Source organism: Pseudomonas sp. CK-NBRI-02, assembly GCF_008124495.1.
In the GTDB taxonomy this organism is placed as follows: domain Bacteria; phylum Pseudomonadota; class Gammaproteobacteria; order Pseudomonadales; family Pseudomonadaceae; genus Aquipseudomonas; species Aquipseudomonas guariconensis.
In genome coordinates this window covers 27,467-51,092 of record NZ_VSJH01000006.1, presented here as the reverse complement: position 1 = coordinate 51,092, position 23,626 = coordinate 27,467, and the positions used below count along the sequence as shown (strand labels likewise).

Here is a 23,626-nt window from a genome sequence, read left to right as displayed (position 1 = left end):
ACTGACGCGAAGGGCCCGACAATTCGCAGGACGCTGACGTGATGAGATTGCTTTATGTCGAAGTGTGGCGTTCGTGCGAAGGTGCTCGGCATGTTCCGCGAAGCGCTGCCCGCCTGGGGGGTGGCGTTGGTGGTCCTGGTCGCTGGCGGTCTGTTGACGGCGGCCTTGGCCATTGCCACGCAGAGCTTCTACACGCAGCAACTGCGTCAGCGCTTCGAGCTGTTGGCTAACGAGCGCTACAGTCGCATCGCCGAACGTTTCGAGGACCAGGAGCAGCGCTTGGATGGCCTGCGACGGTTTTTCAGTTATTCCAACGAAATCACCCCGCAGGAGTTCGACGGTTACGCGCGGCCACTGTTGTACCGGACCCAGGCGTATTCCTGGGCGCCCCGGGTCGATGCTGGACAACGCGCCGATTTCGAGCGACGTGCCAGTGCCTGGCTTGGGCAGGCGTATCAGATCCGTGATCAGGACGCACAGGGTATCTGGCATCCTGCGCCCACGCGTGACTATTACTATCCGGTGCTCTATACCCAGGCGGCGTCCCTGCAAGGGCAGCCCTACGGCCTGGACTTGCGTGGACAGCCCCTTCGCGAGGCCACCCTTGTTCGGGCTACGTCACCCGGCAGCATGGCGGTCTCTGCGCCGCTGGACATGATCAATGTCGAGCCTACCTATACCCGTGGGGTGCTGGTCGTGGCGCCGGTGTTCGCTGATGGTGATCCCGGTGGGTTGCCTTCTGGCTATGTCATGGCGTTGCTGAGCATGCAGCGCTTGGTCGCCGAAGGGCTGCCGCCTGCCGCGGATGACAACCTGGTGGTGCGCATTATCGATGCCTCCGGAGCCAAAGGGCCGCAGGTGCTGTTCGACTCACGCAACACCGTCGCCCAGGTGCCATTGGCCAGCACCCACCTTTTGCATCTGGCCGATCACCATTATCAGCTCGATATCCGTCCCAGCCGGGCTTTTCTCCAAGCCAACCGCTCCTCCGCGGTGGTGGCGGTCAGTTTGCTGGGTGGTTTGCTCAGCGTCTTGCTCAGTGCCTTGCTCTACAGCCTGTTCAGCCAGCGTCAGCGTGCCCTGGCACTGGTCGATCAGCGCACTGGCGAATTGCGGGTCAGCGAGCAGTCCTTGCGCGATACCCACAATCAGCTGCGCAGCGTATTGGACGCCGCGACACAGGTCGCCATCATCGCCACCAGCCTCAAGGGCCTGGTCAGTACCTTCAATGCCGGTGCCGAGCGCATGCTGGGCTATTCGGCAAGCGAAGCCATTGGTCAGTTGCGGCTGGAGGATCTGGTCCCCCCTGAGGAACTCAGCCAGCGCGCCCACGCCCTGAGCGTGCGCTATGGACGCGAGATCGGCGGTGGCCAGGCGATGTTTGCCGAGACCGTGCAGGAAAAAGGGACCGAGGCAGGGGAGTGGACCTTGGTGCGCAAGGATGGCAGCCACCTGCTGGCCAACATGCTGGTCACTGCGGTACTGGACGAGCAGGGGTTGTGGGTTGGCTACCTGGCCATCTGCATCGACGTCACCGAACGGCGGCGCGTCCATGAAGCGCTGGCGGCCCGTGATCGGTTGTTGGAGAAGCTCAGCGCCGAAGTGCCCGGCGGGATCTACCAGTACCGCCTGGATGCCGACGGACACTCTTGTTTCCCCTATGCCAGCCAAGGCCTGCACGATATCTATGAAGTCGATCTGAAGACGCTGCGTGAGGATGCATCGGCGGTGTTCGAACGCATCCACCCCGATGACCTGGAGCGCGTCCGTCGCTCGGTCCGTTATTCGGCCTTGCACCTGACACCCTGGCGTGAGGAGTACCGCGTGATACTGCCTCAGGCGGGCCTGCGCTGGGTGCGCGGGGAAGCTACCCCCGAAATCGGTGAAGGAGGATGCACCTTGTGGCATGGCTACCAGACGGACATCTCCGACCTCAAGCGGGTGGAGGAAGAGCTTCGGGCGCTTTCGGTCACCGATGCCTTGACCGGCATCCATAACCGGCGACATTTCCAGGAACGATTGCAGAACGAGCTGGAGCGTGCACAGCGTGACGGATTGGAGCTGGCGGTGATCATGCTGGATATCGATCATTTCAAGCGGATCAATGACCAGTACGGCCATGCGGTGGGCGATCATGTGTTGCGCAGCCTTTGCCAGCGGATCGGCAGTCGCCTGCGGCGTACCGATGTGTTTTGCCGTTTGGGGGGCGAGGAGTTCATGGTGCTTTGCCCGGGTAGCAATGCCGAGCAGGCACGATCATTGGCATTGGAGCTGTGGCAGGGGGTTCGCAGTGTTCCGGTCGATGGAGTGGGCCGGGTGACGGCGAGCTTTGGAGTGGCGGGTTGGCGACCGGGGGAGGGAGCTGATGCGTTGCTGTTGCGGGCTGACGCCGGGGTGTATGCGGCCAAGCAGGCGGGGCGGGATCGGGTTGAGGCGGAGTTGCGCTGAGGGTGGGATTGCCTGTAGGCGCGGCGGTTCGGCGCTCTGATTTACCCGCGAATTGGCCGGAACAAACAACACATTAATTAGCTTGTTTGCCTTTGGTGCGCTGTAGTTCAGTCGCCGCCGATCGTGACCTCAGGAGGCCGGATGTGGGAGCCAGCGGTTTTGCCTACTTTGCTTGCGAGCAAAGTAGGTCGCCGTAAAGGCGAAAAGCGCCGGTGGCGCCCCACCCAGAATGGATATCACACTATCTGAAAGCCCAAGCCGATCAAGGCACGCCAGCCGCCGCAGTACTTCCCACCTTCGGCTGCCGGTAAAGATCCAGCAACACCTGATCCAACACCTGCGATGCCCCCCAGGGCTTGGGATCATTCAGAATCGCCGCCACCGCCCAGGTGTTTCCATTGCTATCCCGGCTGAACCCGGCAATCGCCCGAACGGTGTTCAGGGTGCCGGTCTTGATGTGCCCTTCACCGGTCATGGCCGTGCGCTTGAGCCGCTTGCGCATGGTGCCATCCATGCCTACCAGCGGCATGGAACTGATGAATTCGGCGGAGTAGGGGCTCTTCCAAGCTGCCTGCAGCAGCGCCGCCATCTCGCGAGTGCTGACCCGCTCTGCACGGGACAGGCCGGAGCCGTTTTCCATGATCAGGTGCGGCGCGGTGATGCCTTTTTTCGCCAGCCACTGACGTACCACACGCTGGGCTGCGCGGGCGTCGTCGCCGTCGGCATCCGTGCGGAACTGCGCACCCAGGCTCAGGAACAGCTGCTGGGCCATGGTGTTGTTGCTGTACTTGTTGATGTCGCGGATCACCTCGACCAAGTCCGGCGAGAATGCCCGTGCCAGCAGGCGTGCACCTTTGGGCACGTTCTCGATGCGATCGCGGCCCTGAATGCTACCGCCCAGTTCGTTCCAGATCGCTCGCACCGCACCGGCGGCATAGGTCGGATGATCGAGCAGCGACAGATAGGTCTGTGAGTTGCAGCCTTCGCCAAGCTGGCCACTGACGACTACGCTGACGCCGTCGGCCTGGGTGACCGGGTTGTAACGTACATCACCTGCACATTTTCTGGAGGCGACGGCCTTGACCTGGTTGTCGATGCGCACGTTCGCAAGCGGCGGCTCCATGGCCACAGTGACTTTTCCGCCATCGTTGCGGGCCACGAAGCGCAGGGCCTTCAGGTTGACCAGCAGCGAGTCGGGGCGGACCAGGAACGGCTTGTTCACATCACCGCCGTCGTCATTGAACTGCGGCAGGTTGGGCTGAACGAAATGGCTGCGATCCAGCACCAGGTCGCCCGTCACCGTGCGCACGCCGTTGGCGCGCAGGTCACGCATCAGCAGCCAGAGCTTTTCCATGTTCAGTTTCGGATCGCCACCGCCTTTGAGGTACAGGTTGCCGTTGAGTACGCCGTTGCTCAGGGTGCCATCGGTGTAGAACTCTGTTTTCCACTGGAAGGTGGGGCCCAGCAGTTCCAGCGCCGCGTAGGTGGTCACCAGCTTCATGGTCGAGGCCGGGTTGACCGAGACATCGGCGTTGAACACGGTGGGCGTGCCGGGACCGTTGAGCGGCAGCATCACCAGGGACAGGGCTGAGTCCTGCAGTTTGTTGGCTTTGAGCGCCTGTTGCACTTTCGGCGGGAGGGTAGTGTTGACGGGCGCGGCCTGGCCAGGCATGGCGAAGGGCAGGAACAGGCTGGCGAGAATCAGGGGACGGAGCGTTTTGATCATGTGCAATTTGAACCCTGCGGACGAGGGAAAGTGACATTGGGGCTGTACAAGATGATGGCCCCAGGACGAAATATAGTGCGCATTATGCCCCAAGCGCATCCTCCATGGGCCATGTTCGACGGAAAAGCGCCGCAGCCGCCCGGAAACTGGTAAAGTGCCGCGCGTTAATACTCAAGAGGATAGTTTCATGGCCACCAACCGTTCCCGTCGTCTGCGCAAGAAACTGTGCGTGGACGAATTCCAGGAGCTGGGTTTCGAACTGAACCTGGAATTCAAGGAAGACCTGTCCGACGAAGCCATCGATGCCTTCCTCGATGCCTTCCTCGCTGAAGCCATGGATGCCAACGGCCTGGATTACGTCGGTGGTGATGACTTCGGCTTGGTTTGCCTGGCCAAGCGTGGCTCGGTCAGCGAAGAGCAGCGCGCCATTGTCGAAGCGTGGCTCAAGGGCCGCAGCGAACTGACCAAAATCGAACTCAGCCCGCTGCTGGACGCTTGGTATCCGGACAAGCCAATCAACACCCAGGCTTCCTGATCCGCCCCGAGCAGCGTTTTTACGCGCTGCTCATCCAGCCCTGGCCGGGTGTTGCAAATGCCTGGCCAGCGCTTTCTCTGTTCGGCGCATATGCCGTGCCAATACCTGCCGTCGCAGTTTTAGCTGTGCCAATGGCAAGTTTTCCTGCTCCAGTGCTTCACACGCCTCCATCAGATCCCTGGCTTCCAGCATCCTGGCCGTGCTGAGGATCTTGTGTGCCTGAGCGGCAATGGCCCGTGCATCTTTCGGGTCGATGGCCATCAGCGTGGCCAGGTCTTGTATCAAACTTTCCAGTAAGGCGTTGAGGAGTCGAGTACGGCTGTCCGGGTCGTCACCAACGATGGCGGACAGGCCCTCAAGGGCGAGACGTTTGCTTGCCCTGCGCCTTGGCGACGCATGCCAACTCGGTTCGATGCCTGCCAGGCGCTGATTCAGCGTGTGCAGGCCTATCGGCTTGAGCAGACAGTCGTCCATGCCAACGTCCAGGCAACGCTGACGGACTTCCGGCTGGGCGTTGGCGGTGTAGCCAAGGATCAGGCAGCGTGGCCAGTCGCGTTGGCGCTCTATCGCGCGGATGGCTTCAGCGACTTGGTAGCCGTTCATTTGCGGCATGTTGCAGTCGAGAATCACCACATCGAAACCGCCCGCGCGCCATTTTTCCAGCCCTTCTCGGCCATCGCTGGCTACGGACAGGCTCAGCCCCAGGAAACTCAACTGCTGTTCCATCAACAACAGGTTGGCCGGGTGGTCATCGATGACCAGTACGTTCAGCCCGCTGTTCGGTGTCTCCACGTCCTGCACCAGTGGGGTGGTCACCGGTGGCGCTTCGACGCGTTGCAGGGGCATTACCAGGGTCACCTGAGTGCCGACGCCAGGCAGGCTCTTGATGCTCAGCGTCCCTCCCATCATCTCGCTCAGGCTATGACTGATCGCCAATCCCAAACCGGTTCCAGCCCTTGCTCCCTCGCTGTGTGGATTGGCCTGGACGAACGGGTTGAACAGCTCCTTGAGTGCCTCCTCGTGGATCCCGATGCCGGTGTCGCGGACTTTGAGTTCCAGACACGGGCCATCGCGATCGGTGTCCTCGTTCACGAGCAAGTTGATCTGGATCTGGCCTTGGTCAGTGAACTTGATGGCATTGCTGACCAGGTTCGACAGCACCTGCTTGAACCGCAGTGGATCGAGCAGCGCGTGGCAACGGGCGTTTGGCGCGATGACCACTTGCAGGGCCAGGTCTTTCTGTCGCGCCAGGCCAGCGAATACCCTGGCCACTGACTCGACCAGAACGCTGGGATCGACCGACTCCGGGGAAAGGCATAAATGGCCGGACTCGATCCTGACGATGTCCAGGATGTCGCCGATGAGCCCGAGCAGGTCTTTTGCCGAATGGTAGGCGACCTCCAGGGATGGCCGGTCCAGTTGCCCGCGATCCGCCCGGCGCACTGCCAGCTCCAGCATGCCAATGACTGCATTCATAGGCGTGCGGATCTCGTGGCTAATGGTCGCCAGGAAGGTGCTTTTAGCACGGTTGGCGTCGTCGGCACGTTGCTTGGCCAGGCGCAGCTCCTGGACCAGCTCGCGACGGTCACTGATGTCGATCCAGCCACCGATGATCCCCTGGACTTCACCTAGGGAGTCGCGATAGGGCAGGATCCAGTGGTAGATGGTCAGCTCCCGTCCTCCCATGCGCAGTGGACGGTCCAGGATCAAGGGGGTGCCGGCGGCCATGACTTGCTCGTAGTCGGCCTCCATCTGTTGGGTATATTCCCGATCAGCACCCGGGCTTTCATCCAGTCGCTTGCCCATGACCTCGTCGGTTTGGGCATCGACAGCCTGCAAGTAGCTGTCATTACAGCTTTGCAGCCGCCCTTCACGATCCCGCACATACATCGGATGAGGGGTGCCGTTGAGCAAGGCTCGCATGAACTCAAGCTGGTCGTTGAGTGCCCGCTCGGCGCATTTGCGTTGCCTGATCTGCCACCGTAGGTGCGCGTTCCAGATCAGTGCCAAAAGCAACAGCAAGCCGACTGCCAGCAAGAACTTCAGCGCCAGGCGACGAAACTCCCGCCAATACACGTCGTCATGCAGCCGATAGCCTCCCCAGCGATTGTTGATCACGCCAAGCTCCTCCGGCGAGATGCTTTGCAAGGCTTTGTCCAAGATCGACGCCAGTGCATGGGCCTGGCTGTTGGTGGCCATCGCGACTGTGGCCGGCTCGCTGCCGATCGTACTGCGAATGACCAAGTCCGGGTTTCCGGCCAGGGCATGGTTGGCGTCGATCAGGGTGGTGATGGCCGCATCGACTTCACCACTGCTTAGCAGCGCAATGGAAAAGAATGGGCTGTCGGTCTCGATCTTGCTGATTTTCGGGTAACGGGCCGAGAGCAAGCCGGCCATGATGCTGTCGCGGGTGATCGCGACCTGCCGGTTCTGCAGGTGCTCCAGGGACGCCGCCTGGTCACTGCCTGCGCGGGTGACCAGTACATAGGTGCTTTCCAGGTACGGCCGGCTGATATGCAGGGCGCCATCGTGCTTTTCGTCGCTGGAAATGGCGGCGATGACATCGGCCCGGCCGTCCTTGAGTCGGGCCAGCATGTCCCGGATGCCGCTGGCCCGCTCGATCTCGAAGCGCAGACCCGTGCGCAGCCGGATCAGGTCCAGCAGATCGGCGGCGATACCGCGAAAGTTGCCGTTGCTGTCGAAGTAGGAAACCGGAGCGGCGGTCTCGTTGATCGCCACGCGCATCACCGGATGTTCCCGCAGCCATTGCTCTTCGCCGGCCGAGAGCTGAAGCTTGCGATCAGTCAGCAGATAATCGCTTCCCGCCCCCCAACGCTTGAAGATGCTGGCGGCCATGATGGGTGTCTGGCTCTCCAGGGTCGCATCGATCACCTCCTTGAGAATGGTGTCCTGGCGGCGCAGGGCGAAACTAAAGCCAATGGCCTCGTGCTTGCCGAAGCTCGCCATGCGCAAAGGCGGGAGATGGCCGCGATTGAGTTGGTAATGGGTCGAAATCGTATCGCCAATGAACACGTCGGCCTGGCCGAAAGCGACAGCGTTCAGCGCCAATGTGGAGGAGCGAAATGCCAGCAGTTCGGCCTTCGGATAGGCACTGAGTACCTCTTTGGGCGAGAGATAGTGATAGAGCATGCTCAGGCGCAGCCCTTTGAGTTCGTCATCCAGTACGCGGCGCTCATGTTCTCGCGTCACCAGCACTGGCTGGTCGATCGCATAAGGACGAGAGAGCGCAAGGCCTGCGACGGCTTCATAACCATTGGCGCTGCCAAGCAAGTCGATCCGGCCATGCTTGAGCGCTTCGATCGCTGACTGGCGGCTGTCGAAGCCCAGCACGCGGACCTTCAATCCCAACGCAATGCCGATCAGGCCAGCGTATTCAGCGGTGAGCCCCTGGTAGTCGCGCCCGCCTGTGGTGATATCGAAAGGTGGGTAGTCCGGGAAGGATGTACCGATCACCAACTCTTGTTTTTCAGCGAGCCATTGGCGCTGGGTCGGTGTCAGCATTGGCAGAACCGGCTTTAGCGACGAGCGCGTCAGGAGGTTAAGTGCTTTGGGCCTGTTTTGGTGGGCGTGCGCTGGATGGCAAGCCAGCGCAAGGGCAACGATAAACAGGCAGGTTAGGTACCGCCCCATGTCGCACCTCAAACCAGCGCGTTGCGTTTGGCGACATCAATCAGGTCGACCAGCGTCTGGACCTGAAGTTTTTGCATCAAGCGCTTTTTGTAGGTGCTGACGGTTTTGTTACTCAGAAACATGCCCTTCGCAATTTCCTTATTGCTCTTTCCTTGGGCGAAAAGTTGCAAAACCATAAGTTCTCTGTCGTTAACGTGTCGGAAAAGTCGTATCTCGTGGTCTGGAATAATCTGGCTGGTGTTAACCGCTTGGCTGGGGAAATAGTTGTAACCGGAGAGCACGGCTTTTATTGCACTAAGCAGTTCGCTCAGGTCCTCTTGTTTGCCGACATATCCGGCGGCTCCCGATTGCATGCAACGCACCGCGAAAAGGGCGGGGCATTGTGCTGTCAGTACCAGCACTTTCAAGGGCAAGGCCATGCTCTGGAAGCGGGACAGGATTTCGAGGCCATCGAGCTTGGGAATGGCAATGTCGAGGATCACCAAGTCGGGACGTGTCTCTCGGACCATCTGCATGGCATGGACGCCATTGTCCGACTCACCGACGACCTTGTAATTCTGGTTTTCCAGCAACATGCGAACCGCCATGCGGATAACGGGATGATCATCGACAATATATACAGAGTGCATATTCAACTTCCATGCGGCGGGTGTCGGAAATAATGCGCACCTTAGCTCAGTTGGAAGTCGTCGGACATGCGAGGAGCTGCCACGACTCGCATATGGGAAAATGCCTACAGTAAAAAGCTACGCGCGCTACGAATTGAGCGTGTTGACGTCGCCAAAGGCACCTGGTTTAGTAACTTTTTATTTTTAGATATTGATAAGTGTTTAATTCTGTTGAGGGCTAATAAGAAATTTCCTTCAATTACTAGCCCTCAAGACTATTGGGTACCCAGCCCTCAGGGAGGGCTGGAGCGTCCGGTCATTTCACTGGCCATCTCGCTGGCATAGCTGTCGGTCATGCCGGCGATGAAATCGATCATGCGCAGGAAGGCTGTATGCAGCGAGTCGTGCGGGTCTGGAGCGTGATTGCCGATCAAATCCAGTACACGTCGGCTCTTGAAGGAAGGTGTACGCCCGCCGTGCTGCTCCAATGCCGCTCCACAAAATGCATTGAGGAGAATCTCGAGGGTAGTGTAGGCACCGATCTCGTGCAGGGTCTTGCGTTTGTCCTGGAAGATTTTCTTGCGGGCCATGTCCTTGGCCTGGAGCACGCAACGCTTGGCTGGACCGTGCATGTGTTCGACCAGATCGCCAGGTAGGTGCCCGGCAAGCAAGGCGGTCTGTTGTTCAACGAAGGCCTGGGCTGCCGCGTTGGTCAAGTGCTCGATTGCCTTGCCACGCAGAATCGCCAGTTTGCGCCGCCGTGAGTCCGTGGGCCCCAGTTGACGGTAGGTTTCGGGCAAATCGTCACCTACTAGGTCGAGCAGCAGGGCCTCGACTTCGGCGTACTGCAGCAACTCCATCTCCAGGCCGTCTTCGAGGTCGATCAGGGCGTAGCAGATGTCATCTGCCGCCTCCATCAGGTATACCAGCGGATGGCGCGCCCAACGCTGCTGTTCGAGCTGCGGCAGGCCGAGCTTGCGGGCGATCTGCTCGAGCAGCGGCAATTCGCTCTGATAGCTACCGAATTTGTGTTTCTTATAGCCCAGGGCGTCGGCGTGGCGGGCGCTCCATGGATATTTGAGGTAGGTACCCAAAGTGGCGTAGGTCAGGCGGGTGCCGCCATCGAACTGGTGGTATTCGAGTTGGGTCAGTACACGAAACCCCTGGGCGTTGCCTTCGAAGTTGAGAAAATCTGCGCGCTCGTCATCGCTCATGTCGTCCAGCCAGCCACGTCCGGCGGCCTGCTGGAACCAGTAGCGAATGGCATCTTCGCCGGAGTGGCCAAAAGGCGGATTGCCGATGTCATGGGCCAGGCACGCCGACTGCACGATCATGCCCAGGTCGCTGGGCTCGCACCAGGCCGGTAAGCGCTCGCGCAGGGTTTCGCCAACGCGCATGCCCAGCGAGCGACCGACGCAGCTGACCTCCAGGGAATGGGTCAGGCGGGTGTGGATGTGATCGTTGCTCGAAACGGGGTGGACCTGGGTTTTGCGCCCCAGGCGGCGGAAGGCACCGGAGAAGATGATGCGGTCATGGTCTTTGTGGAAGGGGCTGCGCCCCAGTTCCTCGGGGCTGTACAGGGCTTTGCCCAGGCGTTCGCGGGTCAGCAGGGTGTGCCAGTCCAAGGCTCGATCTCCCGTCAGGTGGACGCCATAGCTTCCCGTGTCGGGCGCGCCCGTGCAAGCAGCGGGCGCGATCGATCAGGGGCGTCGACTGTTGCGCAGGAACAATCGCACCAGCGGTGCCAGGCTAGTCCCCAGGCGCACGAGTCTGCCGAGGTTGCCGCTGCGCACGCCTTTGCCGGTGAGAAATCCCAGGGCGACCACAGCGCCCAGGCCCCAGAGCGGCGCATGCTTGATCCCCAGCCCATCTTGCAATGAATCGCCCATGCCACGCAGGCGGCGGACCGGCTCGAGCAGTTGCGCCGATTCGTGGTGGATCTGTTGGCGATGCATTTCAAGGCGCAGGCGCAGTAACGCCTTGCGCAGTTCACGGGGATTACGGGTGTTGGGCAGTTCGGGCAGGCTCATGGCAATAGGCGCTCCCTGTCCTTGGCGAGTTCTTCGAGGGTGGCACTGAAGGGGGACGACTCATCGAATACCGCCGCTTTCAGGCGCAGCCCACAGTACAGGGCGGCGATGCCGTAGAACACGCACAAGCCGATGATGCCGGCCAGGCGATAGCTGTCCCACAGCAACACCAGCACCAAGCCCGACAGGGCCGTCAACAGCAGGAGGGCGAAGACCAGGGCGAGGCCTGCGAACAGCAGCAGGCTCAGGGTGCGGGATTTTTGTTCCTGCAACTCGATGCCGAACAGCTCGATGTGGCTGTGCAGCAGGCCGAGCAACGCCGCGCCGAGGCGCTTGCCGGATGCGCTGGTGCCGGGGGCGTCGTTTTCCATGCTCACCCCTTAGCGTCGACTGGCCAGCAGGCCGATCAACAGGCCAACGCCGGCGGCAATGCCGATGGCCTGCCAAGGGTTTTCCTGGACGTATTGCTCGGCGCTGCCCAAGGCTGCCTGGCCACGTTCGCGGACCGAGTCCTGTGTCAGTTGCAGGGTTTCGCGGGCCTGGGCCAGACGGTCATGAAGCTGTTCACGCAGTTCGTCGGCCTGGTCGCCTGCCAGGTTGGCGGTGTCGGCGAGCAGCTTTTCGGTGTCGCGCACCAACGCCTGGAAGTCAGCCATCAGTATCTCTTGAGCAGTCTTTGCCGGTTTGCTGGCCATGGAGGCTCTCCCTGTAAAAGTGTGTGGCTATTTCGAGTGATGGGGTTGGCGGAAGGTTCAGTATGGCCGCTGGTACGGCCCTTGCTACCTCACGGAGCGTGGCCGCGCCGAATGCGTGCGCGGGCCATGCGATACCGATAAACCTTAACCCAATCCACGACAAACCCAAGAAAAAACCACGCAGGTCGCGCCCGGCTCACCGAAATAGGGCAAAGGCCTGGCACCGAATCGGTGCAGGGATGCGGGCTCTTGAACTGTCCTGGTGCCTTTTCAGCAGGTCTGCCTATTCATGGAAAACATGCACAGCGCGATGGACTCCCTCGTTCACGGCTCCAATACCTTGTTCCTCCTCATGGGCGCCATCTTGGTGCTCGCCATGCATGCGGGATTTGCCTTTCTGGAGGTCGGGACCGTACGTCACAAGAATCAGGTCAACGCTTTATCGAAGATCCTCAGCGATTTCGCGGTCTCGGCCTTGGTGTACTTCTTCGTGGGTTATTGGGTGGCCTATGGCGTGAGCTTCTTCCAGCCCGCCGCAACGCTGGCCGACGACCACGGTTATGCATTGGTCAAATGCTTCTTTTTGCTGACGTTTGCGGCGGCGATCCCGGCGATCATCTCCGGCGGCATTGCCGAGCGCGCTCGCTTCGTGCCGCAGCTGTGCGCCACGGCCTTGATCGTGGCGGTGGTCTATCCGCTCTTCGAAGGCGTGGTATGGAACGGCAACTTCGGGCTGCAGGCTTGGTTGCAAGCGCGCTTCGGAGCACCGTTCCATGACTTTGCCGGCTCGGTGGTGGTGCATGCCGTGGGCGGCTGGCTGGCGCTGGCGGCGGTGCTGTTGCTCGGTGCACGTCGTGGGCGCTATCGCGAAGGGCGCCTGGTGGCCTTCGCACCGTCGAGCATTCCATTCCTGGCATTGGGGTCATGGATCCTGATCATCGGTTGGTTCGGCTTCAACGTCATGAGCGCCCAGACCCTGCAAGGGGTCAGTGGGTTGGTGGCGATCAACTCGCTGCTGGCCATGGTCGGCGGCACCTTGTCGGCCTTGCTGGCCGGGCGTAACGACCCGGGCTTTCTGCACAACGGCCCGCTGGCCGGATTGGTGGCTGTGTGTGCCGGTTCGGACGTCATGCACCCTGTCGGAGCGCTGGCCACGGGTTTGATCGCTGGCGTGCTGTTCGTCTGGTGCTTCACCGCGGCGCAGAACCGCTGGAAGATCGACGATGTCCTCGGGGTCTGGCCGCTGCATGGCCTATGCGGCCTCTGGGGCGGTATCGCCTGCGGCATTTTCGGGCAGATGGCCCTCGGCGGGATGGGGGGCGTCAGTCTGGGCAGTCAGTTGGTGGGCAGCCTGGCGGGCGTCATCGTGGCGTTGGCTGGTGGTTTTGCGGTCTATGGCCTGATCAAGCGGGTACACGGGCTGCGTCTTAGCCATGAGCAGGAATTCCAAGGCGCAGACTTGTCGCTGCACCGCATCGGGGCGACCAATCAAGATTGACGCGCGTCAGATGCGCGGGAGCAAGCATGGTCCTAGAATGGATATCCCGTTCCCGCAGACTCGAGGCGTGTCCATGCTGCCTGAATGCCAACTGTTCGGCACCTTGGGGTGCCACCTGTGCGAAGTCGCCGAGGCCATGCTGATGCCGTTCATCGAGCATGGCTTGTTGGTGGAGCTGGTCGATATCGCTGAAAGCGAGGCGCTGTTCGAGCGCTATGGGCTGCGCATTCCGGTACTTCGCCGGTGCGATACCGGCGCCGAGCTGGGCTGGCCGTTCGATGCCGAGCAAGTCGTGGCGTTTCTGGGGTGAGCCGTTGACGCAGGCTTGGGCGAATCCGTATGCTGTATATAAATACAGTATACGGATTCGCCCATGTTCAACGTCGAGCAACTGAAGTACAGCGTCAATCGCATGCCGCCCGAGCAGGTATGCGAGGCCGTGCTGGAACTGCGCCTCGAAGGCTTGGTGACCGACGACCGGACTCCGTTCGGCAAAGTCCATTTCAACACCTGTTTCGCTGAGATCGAGGCGTTGTTCCAGCGCGCGGGTTATCACCGTGCGCTGGATGTGGTGGGTTACCAGGGGCTGATCTATGCCCTTTACGATCCCGCCCGCTGGGAGCCAGTGCAAGTACTGCGCTGGCTCAAGGAGCGCACTGAACTGCAGGCCAAGACTGGTTGAGCCTGTAGCCATGGGGGATAATGCCCGCCTTTGAACTCCCGAGCCCTGTCATGACCGCACCTTTCGACCCTGCCCATCAGCAAGCCAGTACTGTCTGCCTGCCTCCGGGCTCCTGGCAAACCGTGCTCGATTGCCTGTGCGAGCACTTCAAGGGGATCGATCGTGAACAGTGGTTGGACCGCTTCGCCCGGGGGCGGGTGCTGGATGCACAAGGGCAGCCCATTGCGGCGGACTTTCCCTACCGTCGGGGCATGCGCTTGCACTACTTTCGGGAAGTGCTCAATGAAAAGCCGATTCCCGTACAGGAGTCGATCCTGCATGTCGATGAGCATCTGGTGGTCGCGGACAAACCGCATTTTCTGCCAGTCACGCCGACCGGCGAATACGTCGAACAGACCTTGCTGCGCCGCCTGATCCGCCGTCTGGATAACCCGCATCTGGTGCCGTTGCACCGCATCGACCGGCATACCGCAGGCCTGGTGCTGTTTTCCGCCAATCCGCAGACCCGCAGCGCCTATCAACGGCTGTTTCCCGAGCGGCGTATCGACAAACGCTACCAGGCCATAGCGGCGGCACTGCCTGAGCGCGAATTCCCTTTGGTGCACCGTAGCCGCCTGGTGCATGGCGAACCCTTCTTCCGCATGCATGAGGTGGACGGTGTGGAGAACAGCGAAACCCTTGCCGAAGTGCTGGAGAAGAACGGCAAGCTGTGGCGCTACGGGCTCTCACCGGTGACAGGCAAGACGCACCAATTGCGGGTGCATATGGCGGCGTTGGGCGCCGGTATCTGCAATGACCCGTTCTATCCGCAGCTTTCGAAGGATGAGGACGACTACCAACGCCCCTTGAAGCTGTTGGCGCACAGTTTGCGTTTCCAGGATCCCCTGACTGGGGAGATGCGTTACTTCGAGAGCCGACTCACGCTGGATTGGTGAAATCTGTCGGGGTGAGGGCAAGCCCGCGCCTACAGGTAGGTAATGCATCTGTAGAGGCGGGCATGCGCCGACGTGCGTCAGCGGTTGAAGCGTTCCACCAGTGAGTACTGACTACCGGCGGTGCTGGTCAGTTCTTCACTGAGCAAGGCAGAGCGCTGGGCCTGTTCGGCAGTCTGGTCGGCCAGATCGGCAATGGTGCTGATGTTGCGGCTGATCTCGTCGGCCACAGCGGTTTGCTCCTCGGTGGCCGCGGCGATCTGGGTGGCCATGTCGGTGATGTTGGCCACCGCTTCGCTGATACCTATCAGGGCCTGGTCAGCCTCCATCACCCGCTCCACGCCTTCCTGGGCCTGACGATGGCCATTTTCCATGGTCTGCACCGCATTGCTGGCGGTCTGCTGCAACTTGGCGATCAGGTTGTGGATTTGCCCGGTGGACTCTGCGGTGCGCTGAGCCAGCTGGCGGACTTCATCGGCCACGACCGCGAAGCCACGACCCATCTCACCTGCACGGGCAGCCTCGATGGCGGCGTTGAGGGCCAGCAGATTGGTCTGATCGGCGATGCCTTTGATCACATCGACTACGCCGCCAATCTCGTCGCTGTCCTTAGCCAGTTGGGTGACGGTCTGCCCGGTTTCGCCGACGGCTTGGGAAAGGCGAGAAATGGCCTCGCGGGTTTCTCCGGCGATCTGCCGACCCTGGCTGGTCAGTCGATTGGCCTCTTGGGTCGCATCGGCGGTGCGCTGCACATGGTTGGCCACCTCCTGGGTGGTGGCAGCCATCTGGTTGACTGCGGCGGCGACCTGCTCGGTCTCGACTCGCTGACGCTCCAGGCCGGTGGAGCTCTGATGGGCCAGAGTGTCGGACTCGCGTGCCTGGTCGCTGAGTTGCTCGGCGCTGTCCTGCAGGCGAGTCAGGCAGGTCTTCATGCGGGCGTCCTGGCTGAGCATGGCCATTTCCAGGCGCGCCTGTACACCCCGGCTGTCGGTGTACATCTGTGCAATCAATGGATCGGAAGTGGTCTGTTCGGCCAGGCGCAGCAGGCGCTTGAGGCCGCGCTGTTGCCAGCTCAGGCCGAGCAGGCCCAGCGGCACCGACAGGCCGGCAGCCAGGGCGAACCCCCAGGAGTGGCCGAGCCAGTTGCCGATCAAGAAGCCGATCTGGCTGACCAGGATGAATGGCAGCCAATCCTGTAGGACAGGCAGCCACTTGTCGCGGCGTGGAATCGCGGGCTTGCCTTGGTTGATGCGTTGATACAACGCCTCGGCGCGGCGGATCTGCTCGGCCGTGGGCTTGACCCGCACCGACTCGTAACCGACTACCTGGTTATTGTCGAAGATGGGCGTGACGTAGGCGTTGACCCAGTAGTGATCGCCAGACTTGCAGCGGTTCTTGACGATCCCCATCCACGGCAGGCCCTGCTTGAGGGTTTGCCACATGTGGGCGAACACCGCCGATGGCACATCGGGGTGGCGGACCAAGTTGTGAGGCGCTCCCGTCAGTTCCTCGCGGGAGAAGCCGCTGATATCGATGAACGCATCGTTGACGTAGGTGATCACCCCCTTGGCGTTGGTGGTGGAGATCAACCGCTGTTCAGCAGGAAACGTCCGCTCTCTCTGGGTAATCGGTTGGTTGTTACGCATGAGGTTCAATCCGCAAGGCTTTGAATCCGTATCGGCCAGCCGCCGGTTTTATTGAATGTTTATTTAATTTACTTGATCTGGCGCAATGAATGGCACCCAGGGTTGAGTCAAGAAATTCGGTTTTTTCCAATCAATTGGCGTCTATATTGCCGATTTTTTACGGTTTTGTGACGCGCTAGTCCGATCATGACCGATTGTTTAGCCAAGTGCCAGCATCGGATAGCTAAAGCCTGCAAAGTGGACAAGGTTCAGACCGAAATGGCAAAGCACCGCCGCCATCAACCCGCCCCGGCGGTAAGCCAGGCCGTAACCGATGCCGGCGAGACTGGCCAGGCAGAACCACTGCCATCCCGCTCCCAGGTGGGCCAGGCCAAACAGTAATGCGGCGGCGAACAGCGCCAGAGACTCATGGCCCAATAGCCGTTGCAAGCCACCTTGGATGTAGCCACGGAACAGCAACTCCTCAGTGAGGCTGACCAGGAGCAGGTTGTTCAGTAGCCAGAGCCAAGCCTGATCCGGCCATTTCGGTGCCCAGGTCACTACACCAAGCGCCCAAGCGCCGCCGAGGCACACGAGCACGGTAGGCGGCAGGATGAATGCCAGACTGGTGCTCCAAGCGGCCCCGCGCCAGGCCAGCACCCATGGGCACGTCAACAACAGCCAGAAGCCGATCAACGGCTTGTCGAGATTCAGGTACATGGAAAAGGGCAGGGCGCCGTCGCTGAAGGTCGCTTGGTCGATCACCTTGGCGCCCTGGAAGCCAGGTAGCCAGTGCACTGCCAAGGCGATGGCCAGGACGATGAACAGCACGTGCCCCGCCACTTGTTGCCAGCGCACCGCACGGTGCGCCAGCAGGGCGGCGCAGATCAGGGCGCCAAAGGTGGGCAGACTGGACAGGCCCAGGCTGCCATGGATCAAGGCCAGGCCGTAACCGAAACAGAGCGGGATCAGTGCGGGCCAAGAAAGCGGATACATGGGAATTCCTTGTCATGACGTCGTCGAAATCCTTTCGACTGCCCAGGTGGCGCTCAGGACACCACCTGGGTTCGCGTCGGTGATGGGGCTCAGGCGCCCCGATGTCCGATCAGGCTGCGATCAGCTGGCGCAGCACATAGTGCAGGATGCCGCCTGACTTGAAGTACTCCACTTCGTTCAGGGTGTCGATCCGGCACAGTACTTCGGTTTGCTGCTGCTGCCCGTCCTCGCGGGTGATACGCAGCGCCAGAGTCATGCCGGGGCGCAGCTGCGCGTCGGTGAGGCCCTGTACGTCGATGCGCTCCTTGCCGGTCAACCCAAGGGTCTTGCGGTTTTCGCCGGCCCTGAACTGCAACGGCAACACGCCCATCCCCACCAGGTTGGAGCGGTGAATACGTTCGAAACTCTCTGCCAGCACAGCCTTGACACCCAGCAGGTTGGTGCCCTTGGCGGCCCAGTCGCGGCTGGAGCCTGTGCCGTACTCCTGGCCGGCGATCACCACCAGCGGGGTGCCTTCGTCCTGGTAGCGCATGGCCGCGTCGTAGATCGAGAGCTTCTCGCCGCTGGGTACATGCAAGGTGTTGCCGCCCTCTTCGCCGGCGAGCATTTCGTTGCGGATGCGGATGTTGGCGAAAGTACCCCGCATCATGACCTCATGGTTGCCGCGTCGTGAGCCGTAGGAGTTGAAGTCCCTTGGCTCCACGCCCTTGCTGCGTAAATAGCGACCGGCGGGGCTTTCGGCCTTGATGTTGCCTGCCGGGGAGATGTGGTCGGTGGTCACCGAGTCGCCGAGCAGCGCCAGGATGCGAGCGCCCTGGATATCGCGGACCTGTGGCAGCGGGCCGCCGATCGTGTCGAAGAACGGTGGATGCTGGATGTAGGTGGAGTCGTCCTGCCAGACATACGTGGCCGCCTGAGGCACTTCGATGGCTTGCCATTGGGCATCGCCGGCGAAGACTTCGGCGTATTCCTTGTGGAACATGGCGGTGTCGACCTTGGCCACGGCCTCGGCGATTTCCTGCTGGCTGGGCCAGATATCGCGAAGGAATACCGGTTGGCCATCCTTGCCGATGCCCAGTGGGTCACGTGTCAGGTCGGTGCGCACGCTGCCGGCCAGGGCGTAGGCCACCACCAGGGGCGGAGAGGCCAGCCAGTTGGTCTTGACCAGCGGGTGCACACGGCCTTCAAAGTTGCGGTTGCCCGAGAGCACCGAGGCCACCGTGAGGTCGGCGCTGCCAATGGCCTGCTCGATGGCGTCATCCAATGGGCCGGAGTTGCCGATGCAGGTGGTGCATCCGTAGCCGACCAGGGCAAAGCCGAGTTGGTCGAGGTAAGGCGTAAGGCCGGCTGCCTTGAAGTAGTCGGTGACCACTTTGGAACCCGGAGCCAGGGAGCTTTTCACCCAAGGCTTGCGGGTGAGGCCTTTCTCGACGGCTTTCTTGGCTACCAGGCCGGCCGCCATCATCACGCTGGGGTTGGAGGTGTTGGTGCAGGATGTGATGGCGGCGATCACCACTGCGCCGTCACGCAAGGTGTGGGTCTGACCGTCATGGGTATAGTCGATTTCCCCGGCCTGGTCGGCATTGCCCACGGCCACACCGCCGCCTCCTTCGCTTTCCAGACGTCCGACCTCCTTGGCCAACGGTTTGGGCTGCAGTTCGATGAAGCCCTCGAAGGCCTGGCTGACCTGCGACAAGGCCACCCGGTCTTGTGGGCGCTTGGGTCCGGCCAGGCTGGCTTCGACATCGTGCATGTCCAGCGACAGGGTATCGCTGAAAGCCGGTTCATGACCGGGCACACGCCACAGGCCCTGGGCCATGCAATAGGCTTCGACCAACTGCACTGCCTCTTCCGGACGCCCCGAAAGACGCAGGTAATCGAGCGTCACCTGGTCCACCGGGAAGAACCCGCAGGTGGCGCCGTACTCCGGAGCCATGTTGGCGATGGTGGCGCGGTCGGCCAAGGGCAGGTCGGCCAGGCCATCGCCGTAGAACTCGACGAATTTGCCCACCACCCCCTTCTTGCGCAGCATCTGGGTGACGGTCAGCACCAGGTCGGTGGCGGTGATGCCCTCGCGCAGCTTGCCGGTCAGCTTGAATCCGATCACCTCGGGAATCAGCATCGACACCGGTTGGCCAAGCATCGCCGCTTCGGCCTCGATGCCGCCCACACCCCAGCCGAGCACGCCCAGGCCGTTGATCATGGTGGTGTGGGAGTCGGTGCCGACCAGAGTGTCGGGGAAGGCATAGGTACGGCCGTCGGCTTCACGGGTCCAGACGGTGCGGCCCAGGTACTCCAGGTTGACTTGGTGGCAAATGCCGGTGCCCGGTGGCACCACGCGGAAATTGTCGAAGGCGCTCTGGCCCCAGCGCAGGAAGGCATAGCGCTCACCGTTGCGCTGCATCTCGATGTCGACGTTCTGGGCAAAGGCGGCGGGACTGGCGTAACGGTCGACCATCACCGAGTGATCGATCACCAGATCCACCGGGGACAACGGGTTGATCCGCTGCGGATCGCCACCGGCCTTGGCCATGGCGGCGCGCATGGCAGCCAGATCGACCACCGCGGGCACGCCGGTGAAGTCCTGCATCAGGACCCGTGCGGGGCGGTACTGGATTTCCCGATCCGAGTGACGCTCGCCCAGCCAGCCGGCCAGGGCGCGTAGGTCATCGCCGGTGACGGTCTTGCCGTCTTCCCAGCGCAGCAGGTTCTCCAGCAGTACCTTGAGCGACATGGGCAGACGCTGCAGGTCGCCGAGCTGCCGGGCAGCCTCGGCGAGGCTGAAATAATGATAGGTGTGGTCGGCCACCTTGAGGGTCTTCAGGGTCTTCAGGCTATCGAGCGAGGGCATTGCCAACTCCTTCTGCGCCGGTGTCCGGTCATTCCCGCTTCGAGTGTGCGGACTTGCCACACAAGCCAGTGGATGCCGGTATCACCGCTCTGTAACGGCCCGTACGCAACGGACCTGGCTGAATGGTCAGGGTAGACTGGTTTGCCGGTCCTGACCCACTTCTGGACAGGTGGGGCATGTCGCAGGTTCCGATCTTCCTTTATCATCGCCGCCCTGCCGGCGCCTGCTTCGCGCCGGATCAAGGCTGGCGATCCAGGCCAGCGACGTGGAGTGAAAGATGAATACCCTGTTCATGCATTGCCGGCCCGGTTTCGAGGGCGAGGTCTGCGCCGAAATCAGCGAACACGCCGCCCTCTTGGGCATTGCCGGCTACGCCCGGGGCAAACCGCAGAGTGCCTGCGCCGAGTTCGTCTGTGCAGAGCCCGATGGCGGCGAGCGCTTGATGCGTGAACTGCGTTTCGAGCGACTGATCTTCCCCCGCCAGTGGGCACGGGGCGCGTTCGTCGAACTGCCGGAGAGCGACCGGATCAGCGTCTTGCTCGAACACTTGGCCGATTACCCGGTGTTCGGCAGCCTGTGGCTGGAGGTGCTCGACAGCAACGAGGGCAAGGAGCTCTCGACCTTCTGCCGTAAATTCGAAGTGCCGTTGCGCAAGGCCCTGCACAAGGCCGGGCGCCTGGTCGAGAATGCCGCAGGGCCGCGCCTGCTGTTGACCTTCATCAGTGGGCGCCGGGTGTTCGTTGGCCTGGCCGAGTCGAACAACTCGGCCCTGTGGCCCATGGGTATCCCGCGGTTGAAGTTTCCTCGCGAAGCGCCCAGCCGCTCGACCCTCAAGCTGGAGGAGGCCTGGCACCAGTTCATCCCACGCGAGCAGTGGGACCTGCGGCTGAACGACGACATGACCGGCGTGGACCTGGGTGCCTCGCCGGGCGGCTGGACCTATCAGCTGGTCAAGCGGGGCATGTTGGTGACGGCCATCGACAACGGCCCAATGGCAGAAAGCCTGATGGAAACCGGTCTGGTCCAGCACCTGATGGCCGATGGGTTCACCTGGCAGCCCAAACACACCGTGGATTGGATGGTCTGCGACATCGTCGAGAAGCCTGCGCGCACTGCCTCGCTGATCGAGACCTGGCTGGGGGAGGGGCTGTGCCGCGAGGCGGTGGTCAATCTCAAGCTGCCGATGAAGCAGCGCTATGGCGAAGTACGCCGCTTGCTCGACCGGATCGAGGCAGGCTTCAAGGCGCGCAAGGTCAAGGTATCGATCGCCTGCAAACAGCTCTACCACGACCGCGAAGAAGTCACTTGTCATCTGCGCCGGCTGGACCTCAAGTCGCGTTGATCGACCACAGGCCTGGCCAGCGCCCACCGTCGTGGAGCTGGCTCGGCCCTCTTGGACCTCGTCGTCCGATGCGCGACAATGCCGCCATCATTTGTGGAGCCCCCCATGACCGAATTCACCCCTGACGCCATCCTCGATGCCACCGGCCTGAACTGCCCGGAGCCGGTGATGATGCTGCACCAGCACGTGCGTGACCTGGCGGCCGGTGGCCTGCTCAAGGTCATTGCCACCGATCCCTCCACCCGCCGCGACATCCCCAAGTTCTGCAACTTCCTGGGCCATGAGCTGCTGGAGCAGCAGGAGCAGGCCGGCACCTACCTGTACTGGATCCGCAAGAAGGCCGACTGAGCCTGGATCGCGCACCGCAATAGGGCCTACACTGCGCTCCCCTCACAGGAGAGCGCCATGCTGATAGTTGCCGACGAGAATATCCCGCTGCTCGATGCTTTCTTTGCCGGGTTCGGCGAGATTCGCCGCTACCCAGGCCGCAGCATCGACGCCGCCTGCGTCAAGGACGCCGATGTGTTGCTGGTGCGTTCAGTGACCCAGGTCGACCGGCGACTGCTCGAAGGCAGCCAGGTGCGTTTCGTCGGTACCTGCACCATCGGCACCGATCACCTGGACCTGGACTACTTTGCCCAAGCAGGCATTCACTGGAGCAGTGCACCAGGTTGTAACGCCCGTGGCGTTGTGGATTACGTGCTGGGTAGCTTGCTGACCTTGGCCGAGCTCGACGGTGCCAAGCTCAGCGAGCGGGTTTATGGCGTCGTCGGCGCAGGGCAGGTCGGTGAGCGCCTGGTGCGGGTGCTGCATGGCCTGGGCTGGAAAGTGCTGGTCTGCGATCCACCTCGCCAGGCGCGGGAAGGTGGGGACTTCGTCAGCCTCGACACTCTGCTGCAAACCTGCGATGCAATCAGCCTGCACACTCCACTGCAGCGCGATGGCGAGTACCCCACCTGGCACTTGCTGGGCGCCGATCAGTTGGCGCGCCTGCGCCCTGGTACCTGGCTGATCAATGCCAGCCGTGGCCCGGTGGTGGACAATCAGGCCCTGCGAGAGCTTCTGCTCGATCGCGAGGACCTGCACGCGGTGCTCGATGTGTGGGAGGGCGAGCCGCAGGTGAGCCTCGACCTGGCCGACCTGTGCACCCTGGCCACGCCGCACATCGCCGGCTACAGCCTGGACGGCAAGCAACGGGGTACGGCGCAGATCTATCAGGCGTTCTGCCGCTGGCGGGGGGAGCCGGAGCAGGTGCAATTGTCTGAACTACTGCCTGCCCCGGCGCTGGCGCAGATCGATCTGGACGCCAGTTGTGACCCGGCCTGGGCATTGGCGACGCTGTGCCGTGCGGTCTATGACCCGCGTCGGGACGACGCCGATTTTCGTCGAAGCCTGAGCGAAGACCCCGCTCAACAGCGCGCCGCATTCGACCTGTTGCGCAAGCACTACCCACAGCGGCGGGAGATCGAAGGGCTGGCGGTACACCTGCGTGGCGAGGCGCCGCAATTGGCGCAGATGGTCTGCGCGCTGGGTGGTGTGCTGGTCTGATTCGGCAGGTTGAAACTGCGGCGTTTCCATTGCCAGAGGGAGGCTTTCGAAGGGGGCTTTTCCTTCAAGCGGGTTTCGAGCAGACACCAACGGGCGTGCAAATAAAAACCCGGCGCATGCGCCGGGTTGTAAGGAATGCTTGGCTCAGGCCTTTTTAACGCGTTCGACCCGGCTTTGCTCCAGGTCCTTGCAGGCCTTCTGGATCATCTGCTCGGTGATCGGGATTTCCCGCCCCTGTGCATCGATGATCGAACCACAGACCTGAGGTTGTGGTGGGTTGGGGGCCTTGGGTGTTTCACTGCCATGTTGCAGGCTCATTTCCTGTCTCCTCATCAGGTTCAAGCTCAGGATAAACCGTTGCCGTGACTGCCTTGTGACATATCCCTTGCGTCGCGGCAGGGGTAGTCCACCAGAAAGTTCATGAAAGCTCCAGCTTCGTTTTAGAACGAAAGCGCATAG

At 61.8% G+C, this 23,626-nt stretch carries 20 protein-coding genes; 9 read left to right on the top strand and 11 right to left on the bottom strand.

From position 1 onward, the window contains the following. Positions 1 to 54: 54 nt before the first annotated feature. Complete coding sequence (locus DQ397_RS04580) at positions 55 to 2,448, top strand: diguanylate cyclase (RefSeq protein WP_043206732.1); 2,394 nt, start codon at positions 55 to 57, stop codon at positions 2,446 to 2,448. A 262-nt stretch (positions 2,449 to 2,710) separates the two neighbouring features. Here the strand turns inward: DQ397_RS04580 and dacB are convergent, their stop codons facing one another. Next, positions 2,711 to 4,174 carry a D-alanyl-D-alanine carboxypeptidase/D-alanyl-D-alanine-endopeptidase gene (gene dacB / locus DQ397_RS04575; protein ID WP_043206731.1) on the bottom strand — a complete coding sequence of 488 codons (1,464 nt, stop codon included), beginning with the start codon at positions 4,172 to 4,174 and terminating at the stop codon, positions 2,711 to 2,713. 187 nt (positions 4,175 to 4,361) lie between these two features. Here dacB and DQ397_RS04570 point away from each other — a divergent pair, with 187 nt between their 5' ends. After that, on the top strand, positions 4,362 to 4,709 hold the full coding sequence (locus DQ397_RS04570) for a YggL family protein (RefSeq protein WP_043206729.1): 348 nt from the start codon (positions 4,362 to 4,364) through the stop codon (positions 4,707 to 4,709). A gap of 30 nt (positions 4,710 to 4,739) precedes the next feature. Here DQ397_RS04570 and DQ397_RS04565 read toward each other — a convergent pair whose 3' ends face one another. The 6 genes from DQ397_RS04565 to DQ397_RS04540 form a co-directional block, all read right to left on the bottom strand. Continuing rightward, positions 4,740 to 8,360: a transporter substrate-binding domain-containing protein gene (locus DQ397_RS04565; RefSeq protein WP_043206727.1), complete on the bottom strand. Its 3,621-nt coding sequence runs from the start codon at positions 8,358 to 8,360 to the stop codon at positions 4,740 to 4,742. Between the two features lie 8 nt (positions 8,361 to 8,368). Beyond that, complete coding sequence (locus DQ397_RS04560; protein WP_043206726.1) at positions 8,369 to 8,989, bottom strand: response regulator transcription factor; 621 nt, start codon at positions 8,987 to 8,989, stop codon at positions 8,369 to 8,371. A gap of 272 nt (positions 8,990 to 9,261) precedes the next feature. Next, positions 9,262 to 10,593, bottom strand: coding sequence for a deoxyguanosinetriphosphate triphosphohydrolase (locus DQ397_RS04555; RefSeq protein WP_043206725.1), 1,332 nt, complete (start codon positions 10,591 to 10,593; stop codon positions 9,262 to 9,264). A gap of 75 nt (positions 10,594 to 10,668) precedes the next feature. Then, on the bottom strand, positions 10,669 to 10,998 hold the full coding sequence (locus DQ397_RS04550; protein WP_043206724.1) for a hypothetical protein: 330 nt from the start codon (positions 10,996 to 10,998) through the stop codon (positions 10,669 to 10,671). Further along, entirely contained in the window at positions 10,995 to 11,369 is a 375-nt protein-coding gene (locus DQ397_RS04545) for a phage holin family protein (RefSeq protein WP_043206723.1), read from the bottom strand. Before DQ397_RS04545 ends, DQ397_RS04550 begins: the two co-directional genes overlap by 4 nt. A 9-nt stretch (positions 11,370 to 11,378) precedes the next feature. Further along, complete coding sequence (locus tag DQ397_RS04540) at positions 11,379 to 11,693, bottom strand: YqjD family protein (RefSeq protein ID WP_043206722.1); 315 nt, start codon at positions 11,691 to 11,693, stop codon at positions 11,379 to 11,381. Positions 11,694 to 11,982: 289 nt separating this feature from the next. On the opposite strand from DQ397_RS04540, the gene DQ397_RS04535 reads away from it, so the two are divergent. The 4 genes from DQ397_RS04535 (at position 11,983) to DQ397_RS04520 (ending at position 14,808) form a co-directional block, all read left to right on the top strand. After that, positions 11,983 to 13,191 (top strand): ammonium transporter, encoded by a 1,209-nt coding sequence (locus tag DQ397_RS04535; protein ID WP_043206721.1) that lies wholly within the window; start codon positions 11,983 to 11,985, stop codon positions 13,189 to 13,191. Positions 13,192 to 13,264: 73 nt separating this feature from the next. Further along, positions 13,265 to 13,501, top strand: coding sequence for a glutaredoxin family protein (locus DQ397_RS04530; RefSeq protein WP_043206719.1), 237 nt, complete (start codon positions 13,265 to 13,267; stop codon positions 13,499 to 13,501). 63 nt (positions 13,502 to 13,564) lie between these two features. Then, positions 13,565 to 13,873, top strand: a complete 309-nt coding sequence (locus DQ397_RS04525; protein ID WP_043206717.1) for a hypothetical protein — start codon at positions 13,565 to 13,567, stop codon at positions 13,871 to 13,873. Between the two features lie 50 nt (positions 13,874 to 13,923). Continuing rightward, positions 13,924 to 14,808, top strand: a complete 885-nt coding sequence (locus DQ397_RS04520; RefSeq protein WP_043206716.1) for a pseudouridine synthase — start codon at positions 13,924 to 13,926, stop codon at positions 14,806 to 14,808. A gap of 77 nt (positions 14,809 to 14,885) precedes the next feature. Here DQ397_RS04520 and DQ397_RS04515 read toward each other — a convergent pair whose 3' ends face one another. The 3 genes from DQ397_RS04515 to acnA all read right to left on the bottom strand — a co-directional run bounded on the left by DQ397_RS04515 (position 14,886) and on the right by acnA (position 20,277). Further along, positions 14,886 to 16,451 (bottom strand): PAS domain-containing methyl-accepting chemotaxis protein, encoded by a 1,566-nt coding sequence (locus DQ397_RS04515; protein WP_043206714.1) that lies wholly within the window; start codon positions 16,449 to 16,451, stop codon positions 14,886 to 14,888. Between the two features lie 198 nt (positions 16,452 to 16,649). Beyond that, positions 16,650 to 17,426, bottom strand: coding sequence for a CPBP family intramembrane glutamic endopeptidase (locus DQ397_RS04510; protein WP_043206713.1), 777 nt, complete (start codon positions 17,424 to 17,426; stop codon positions 16,650 to 16,652). Between the two features lie 109 nt (positions 17,427 to 17,535). Then, complete coding sequence (gene acnA / locus DQ397_RS04505) at positions 17,536 to 20,277, bottom strand: aconitate hydratase AcnA (RefSeq protein ID WP_043206712.1); 2,742 nt, start codon at positions 20,275 to 20,277, stop codon at positions 17,536 to 17,538. 277 nt (positions 20,278 to 20,554) lie between these two features. Here acnA and rlmM point away from each other — a divergent pair, with 277 nt between their 5' ends. The 3 genes from rlmM to pdxB all read left to right on the top strand — a co-directional run bounded on the left by rlmM (position 20,555) and on the right by pdxB (position 23,167). Beyond that, on the top strand, positions 20,555 to 21,619 hold the full coding sequence (gene rlmM, locus DQ397_RS04500; protein WP_043206711.1) for a 23S rRNA (cytidine(2498)-2'-O)-methyltransferase RlmM: 1,065 nt from the start codon (positions 20,555 to 20,557) through the stop codon (positions 21,617 to 21,619). A 105-nt stretch (positions 21,620 to 21,724) separates the two neighbouring features. Continuing rightward, entirely contained in the window at positions 21,725 to 21,967 is a 243-nt protein-coding gene (gene tusA / locus DQ397_RS04495; RefSeq protein WP_043206710.1) for a sulfurtransferase TusA, read from the top strand. A gap of 57 nt (positions 21,968 to 22,024) precedes the next feature. Then, complete coding sequence (pdxB, locus tag DQ397_RS04490) at positions 22,025 to 23,167, top strand: 4-phosphoerythronate dehydrogenase PdxB (protein WP_043206709.1); 1,143 nt, start codon at positions 22,025 to 22,027, stop codon at positions 23,165 to 23,167. A gap of 144 nt (positions 23,168 to 23,311) precedes the next feature. Here pdxB and DQ397_RS24475 read toward each other — a convergent pair whose 3' ends face one another. Further along, positions 23,312 to 23,485, bottom strand: coding sequence for a PA1571 family protein (locus DQ397_RS24475; RefSeq protein WP_167358070.1), 174 nt, complete (start codon positions 23,483 to 23,485; stop codon positions 23,312 to 23,314). Positions 23,486 to 23,626 lie beyond the last annotated feature (141 nt).

What these genes read in the sequence shown, in the direction of transcription:
- DQ397_RS04550 (WP_043206724.1), bottom strand. Translation starts at nt 10,998, where the DNA reads ATGAGCCTGCCCGAACTGCCCAACACCCGTAATCCCCGTGAACTGCGC.
- DQ397_RS04545 (WP_043206723.1), bottom strand. Translation starts at nt 11,369, where the DNA reads ATGGAAAACGACGCCCCCGGCACCAGCGCATCCGGCAAGCGCCTCGGC.
- acnA (WP_043206712.1), bottom strand. Translation starts at nt 20,277, where the DNA reads ATGCCCTCGCTCGATAGCCTGAAGACCCTGAAGACCCTCAAGGTGGCC.
- rlmM (WP_043206711.1), top strand. Translation starts at nt 20,555, where the DNA reads ATGAATACCCTGTTCATGCATTGCCGGCCCGGTTTCGAGGGCGAGGTC.
- tusA (WP_043206710.1), top strand. Translation starts at nt 21,725, where the DNA reads ATGACCGAATTCACCCCTGACGCCATCCTCGATGCCACCGGCCTGAAC.
- pdxB (WP_043206709.1), top strand. Translation starts at nt 22,025, where the DNA reads ATGCTGATAGTTGCCGACGAGAATATCCCGCTGCTCGATGCTTTCTTT.
- DQ397_RS04510 (WP_043206713.1), bottom strand. Translation starts at nt 17,426, where the DNA reads ATGTATCCGCTTTCTTGGCCCGCACTGATCCCGCTCTGTTTCGGTTAC.
- DQ397_RS04530 (WP_043206719.1), top strand. Translation starts at nt 13,265, where the DNA reads ATGCTGCCTGAATGCCAACTGTTCGGCACCTTGGGGTGCCACCTGTGC.
- DQ397_RS04560 (WP_043206726.1), bottom strand. Translation starts at nt 8,989, where the DNA reads ATGCACTCTGTATATATTGTCGATGATCATCCCGTTATCCGCATGGCG.
- DQ397_RS04535 (WP_043206721.1), top strand. Translation starts at nt 11,983, where the DNA reads ATGGAAAACATGCACAGCGCGATGGACTCCCTCGTTCACGGCTCCAAT.
- DQ397_RS04565 (WP_043206727.1), bottom strand. Translation starts at nt 8,360, where the DNA reads ATGGGGCGGTACCTAACCTGCCTGTTTATCGTTGCCCTTGCGCTGGCT.
- DQ397_RS04525 (WP_043206717.1), top strand. Translation starts at nt 13,565, where the DNA reads ATGTTCAACGTCGAGCAACTGAAGTACAGCGTCAATCGCATGCCGCCC.
- DQ397_RS04540 (WP_043206722.1), bottom strand. Translation starts at nt 11,693, where the DNA reads ATGGCCAGCAAACCGGCAAAGACTGCTCAAGAGATACTGATGGCTGAC.
- DQ397_RS04570 (WP_043206729.1), top strand. Translation starts at nt 4,362, where the DNA reads ATGGCCACCAACCGTTCCCGTCGTCTGCGCAAGAAACTGTGCGTGGAC.
- DQ397_RS04520 (WP_043206716.1), top strand. Translation starts at nt 13,924, where the DNA reads ATGACCGCACCTTTCGACCCTGCCCATCAGCAAGCCAGTACTGTCTGC.
- DQ397_RS24475 (WP_167358070.1), bottom strand. Translation starts at nt 23,485, where the DNA reads ATGAGCCTGCAACATGGCAGTGAAACACCCAAGGCCCCCAACCCACCA.
- DQ397_RS04580 (WP_043206732.1), top strand. Translation starts at nt 55, where the DNA reads ATGTCGAAGTGTGGCGTTCGTGCGAAGGTGCTCGGCATGTTCCGCGAA.
- DQ397_RS04515 (WP_043206714.1), bottom strand. Translation starts at nt 16,451, where the DNA reads ATGCGTAACAACCAACCGATTACCCAGAGAGAGCGGACGTTTCCTGCT.
- dacB (WP_043206731.1), bottom strand. Translation starts at nt 4,174, where the DNA reads ATGATCAAAACGCTCCGTCCCCTGATTCTCGCCAGCCTGTTCCTGCCC.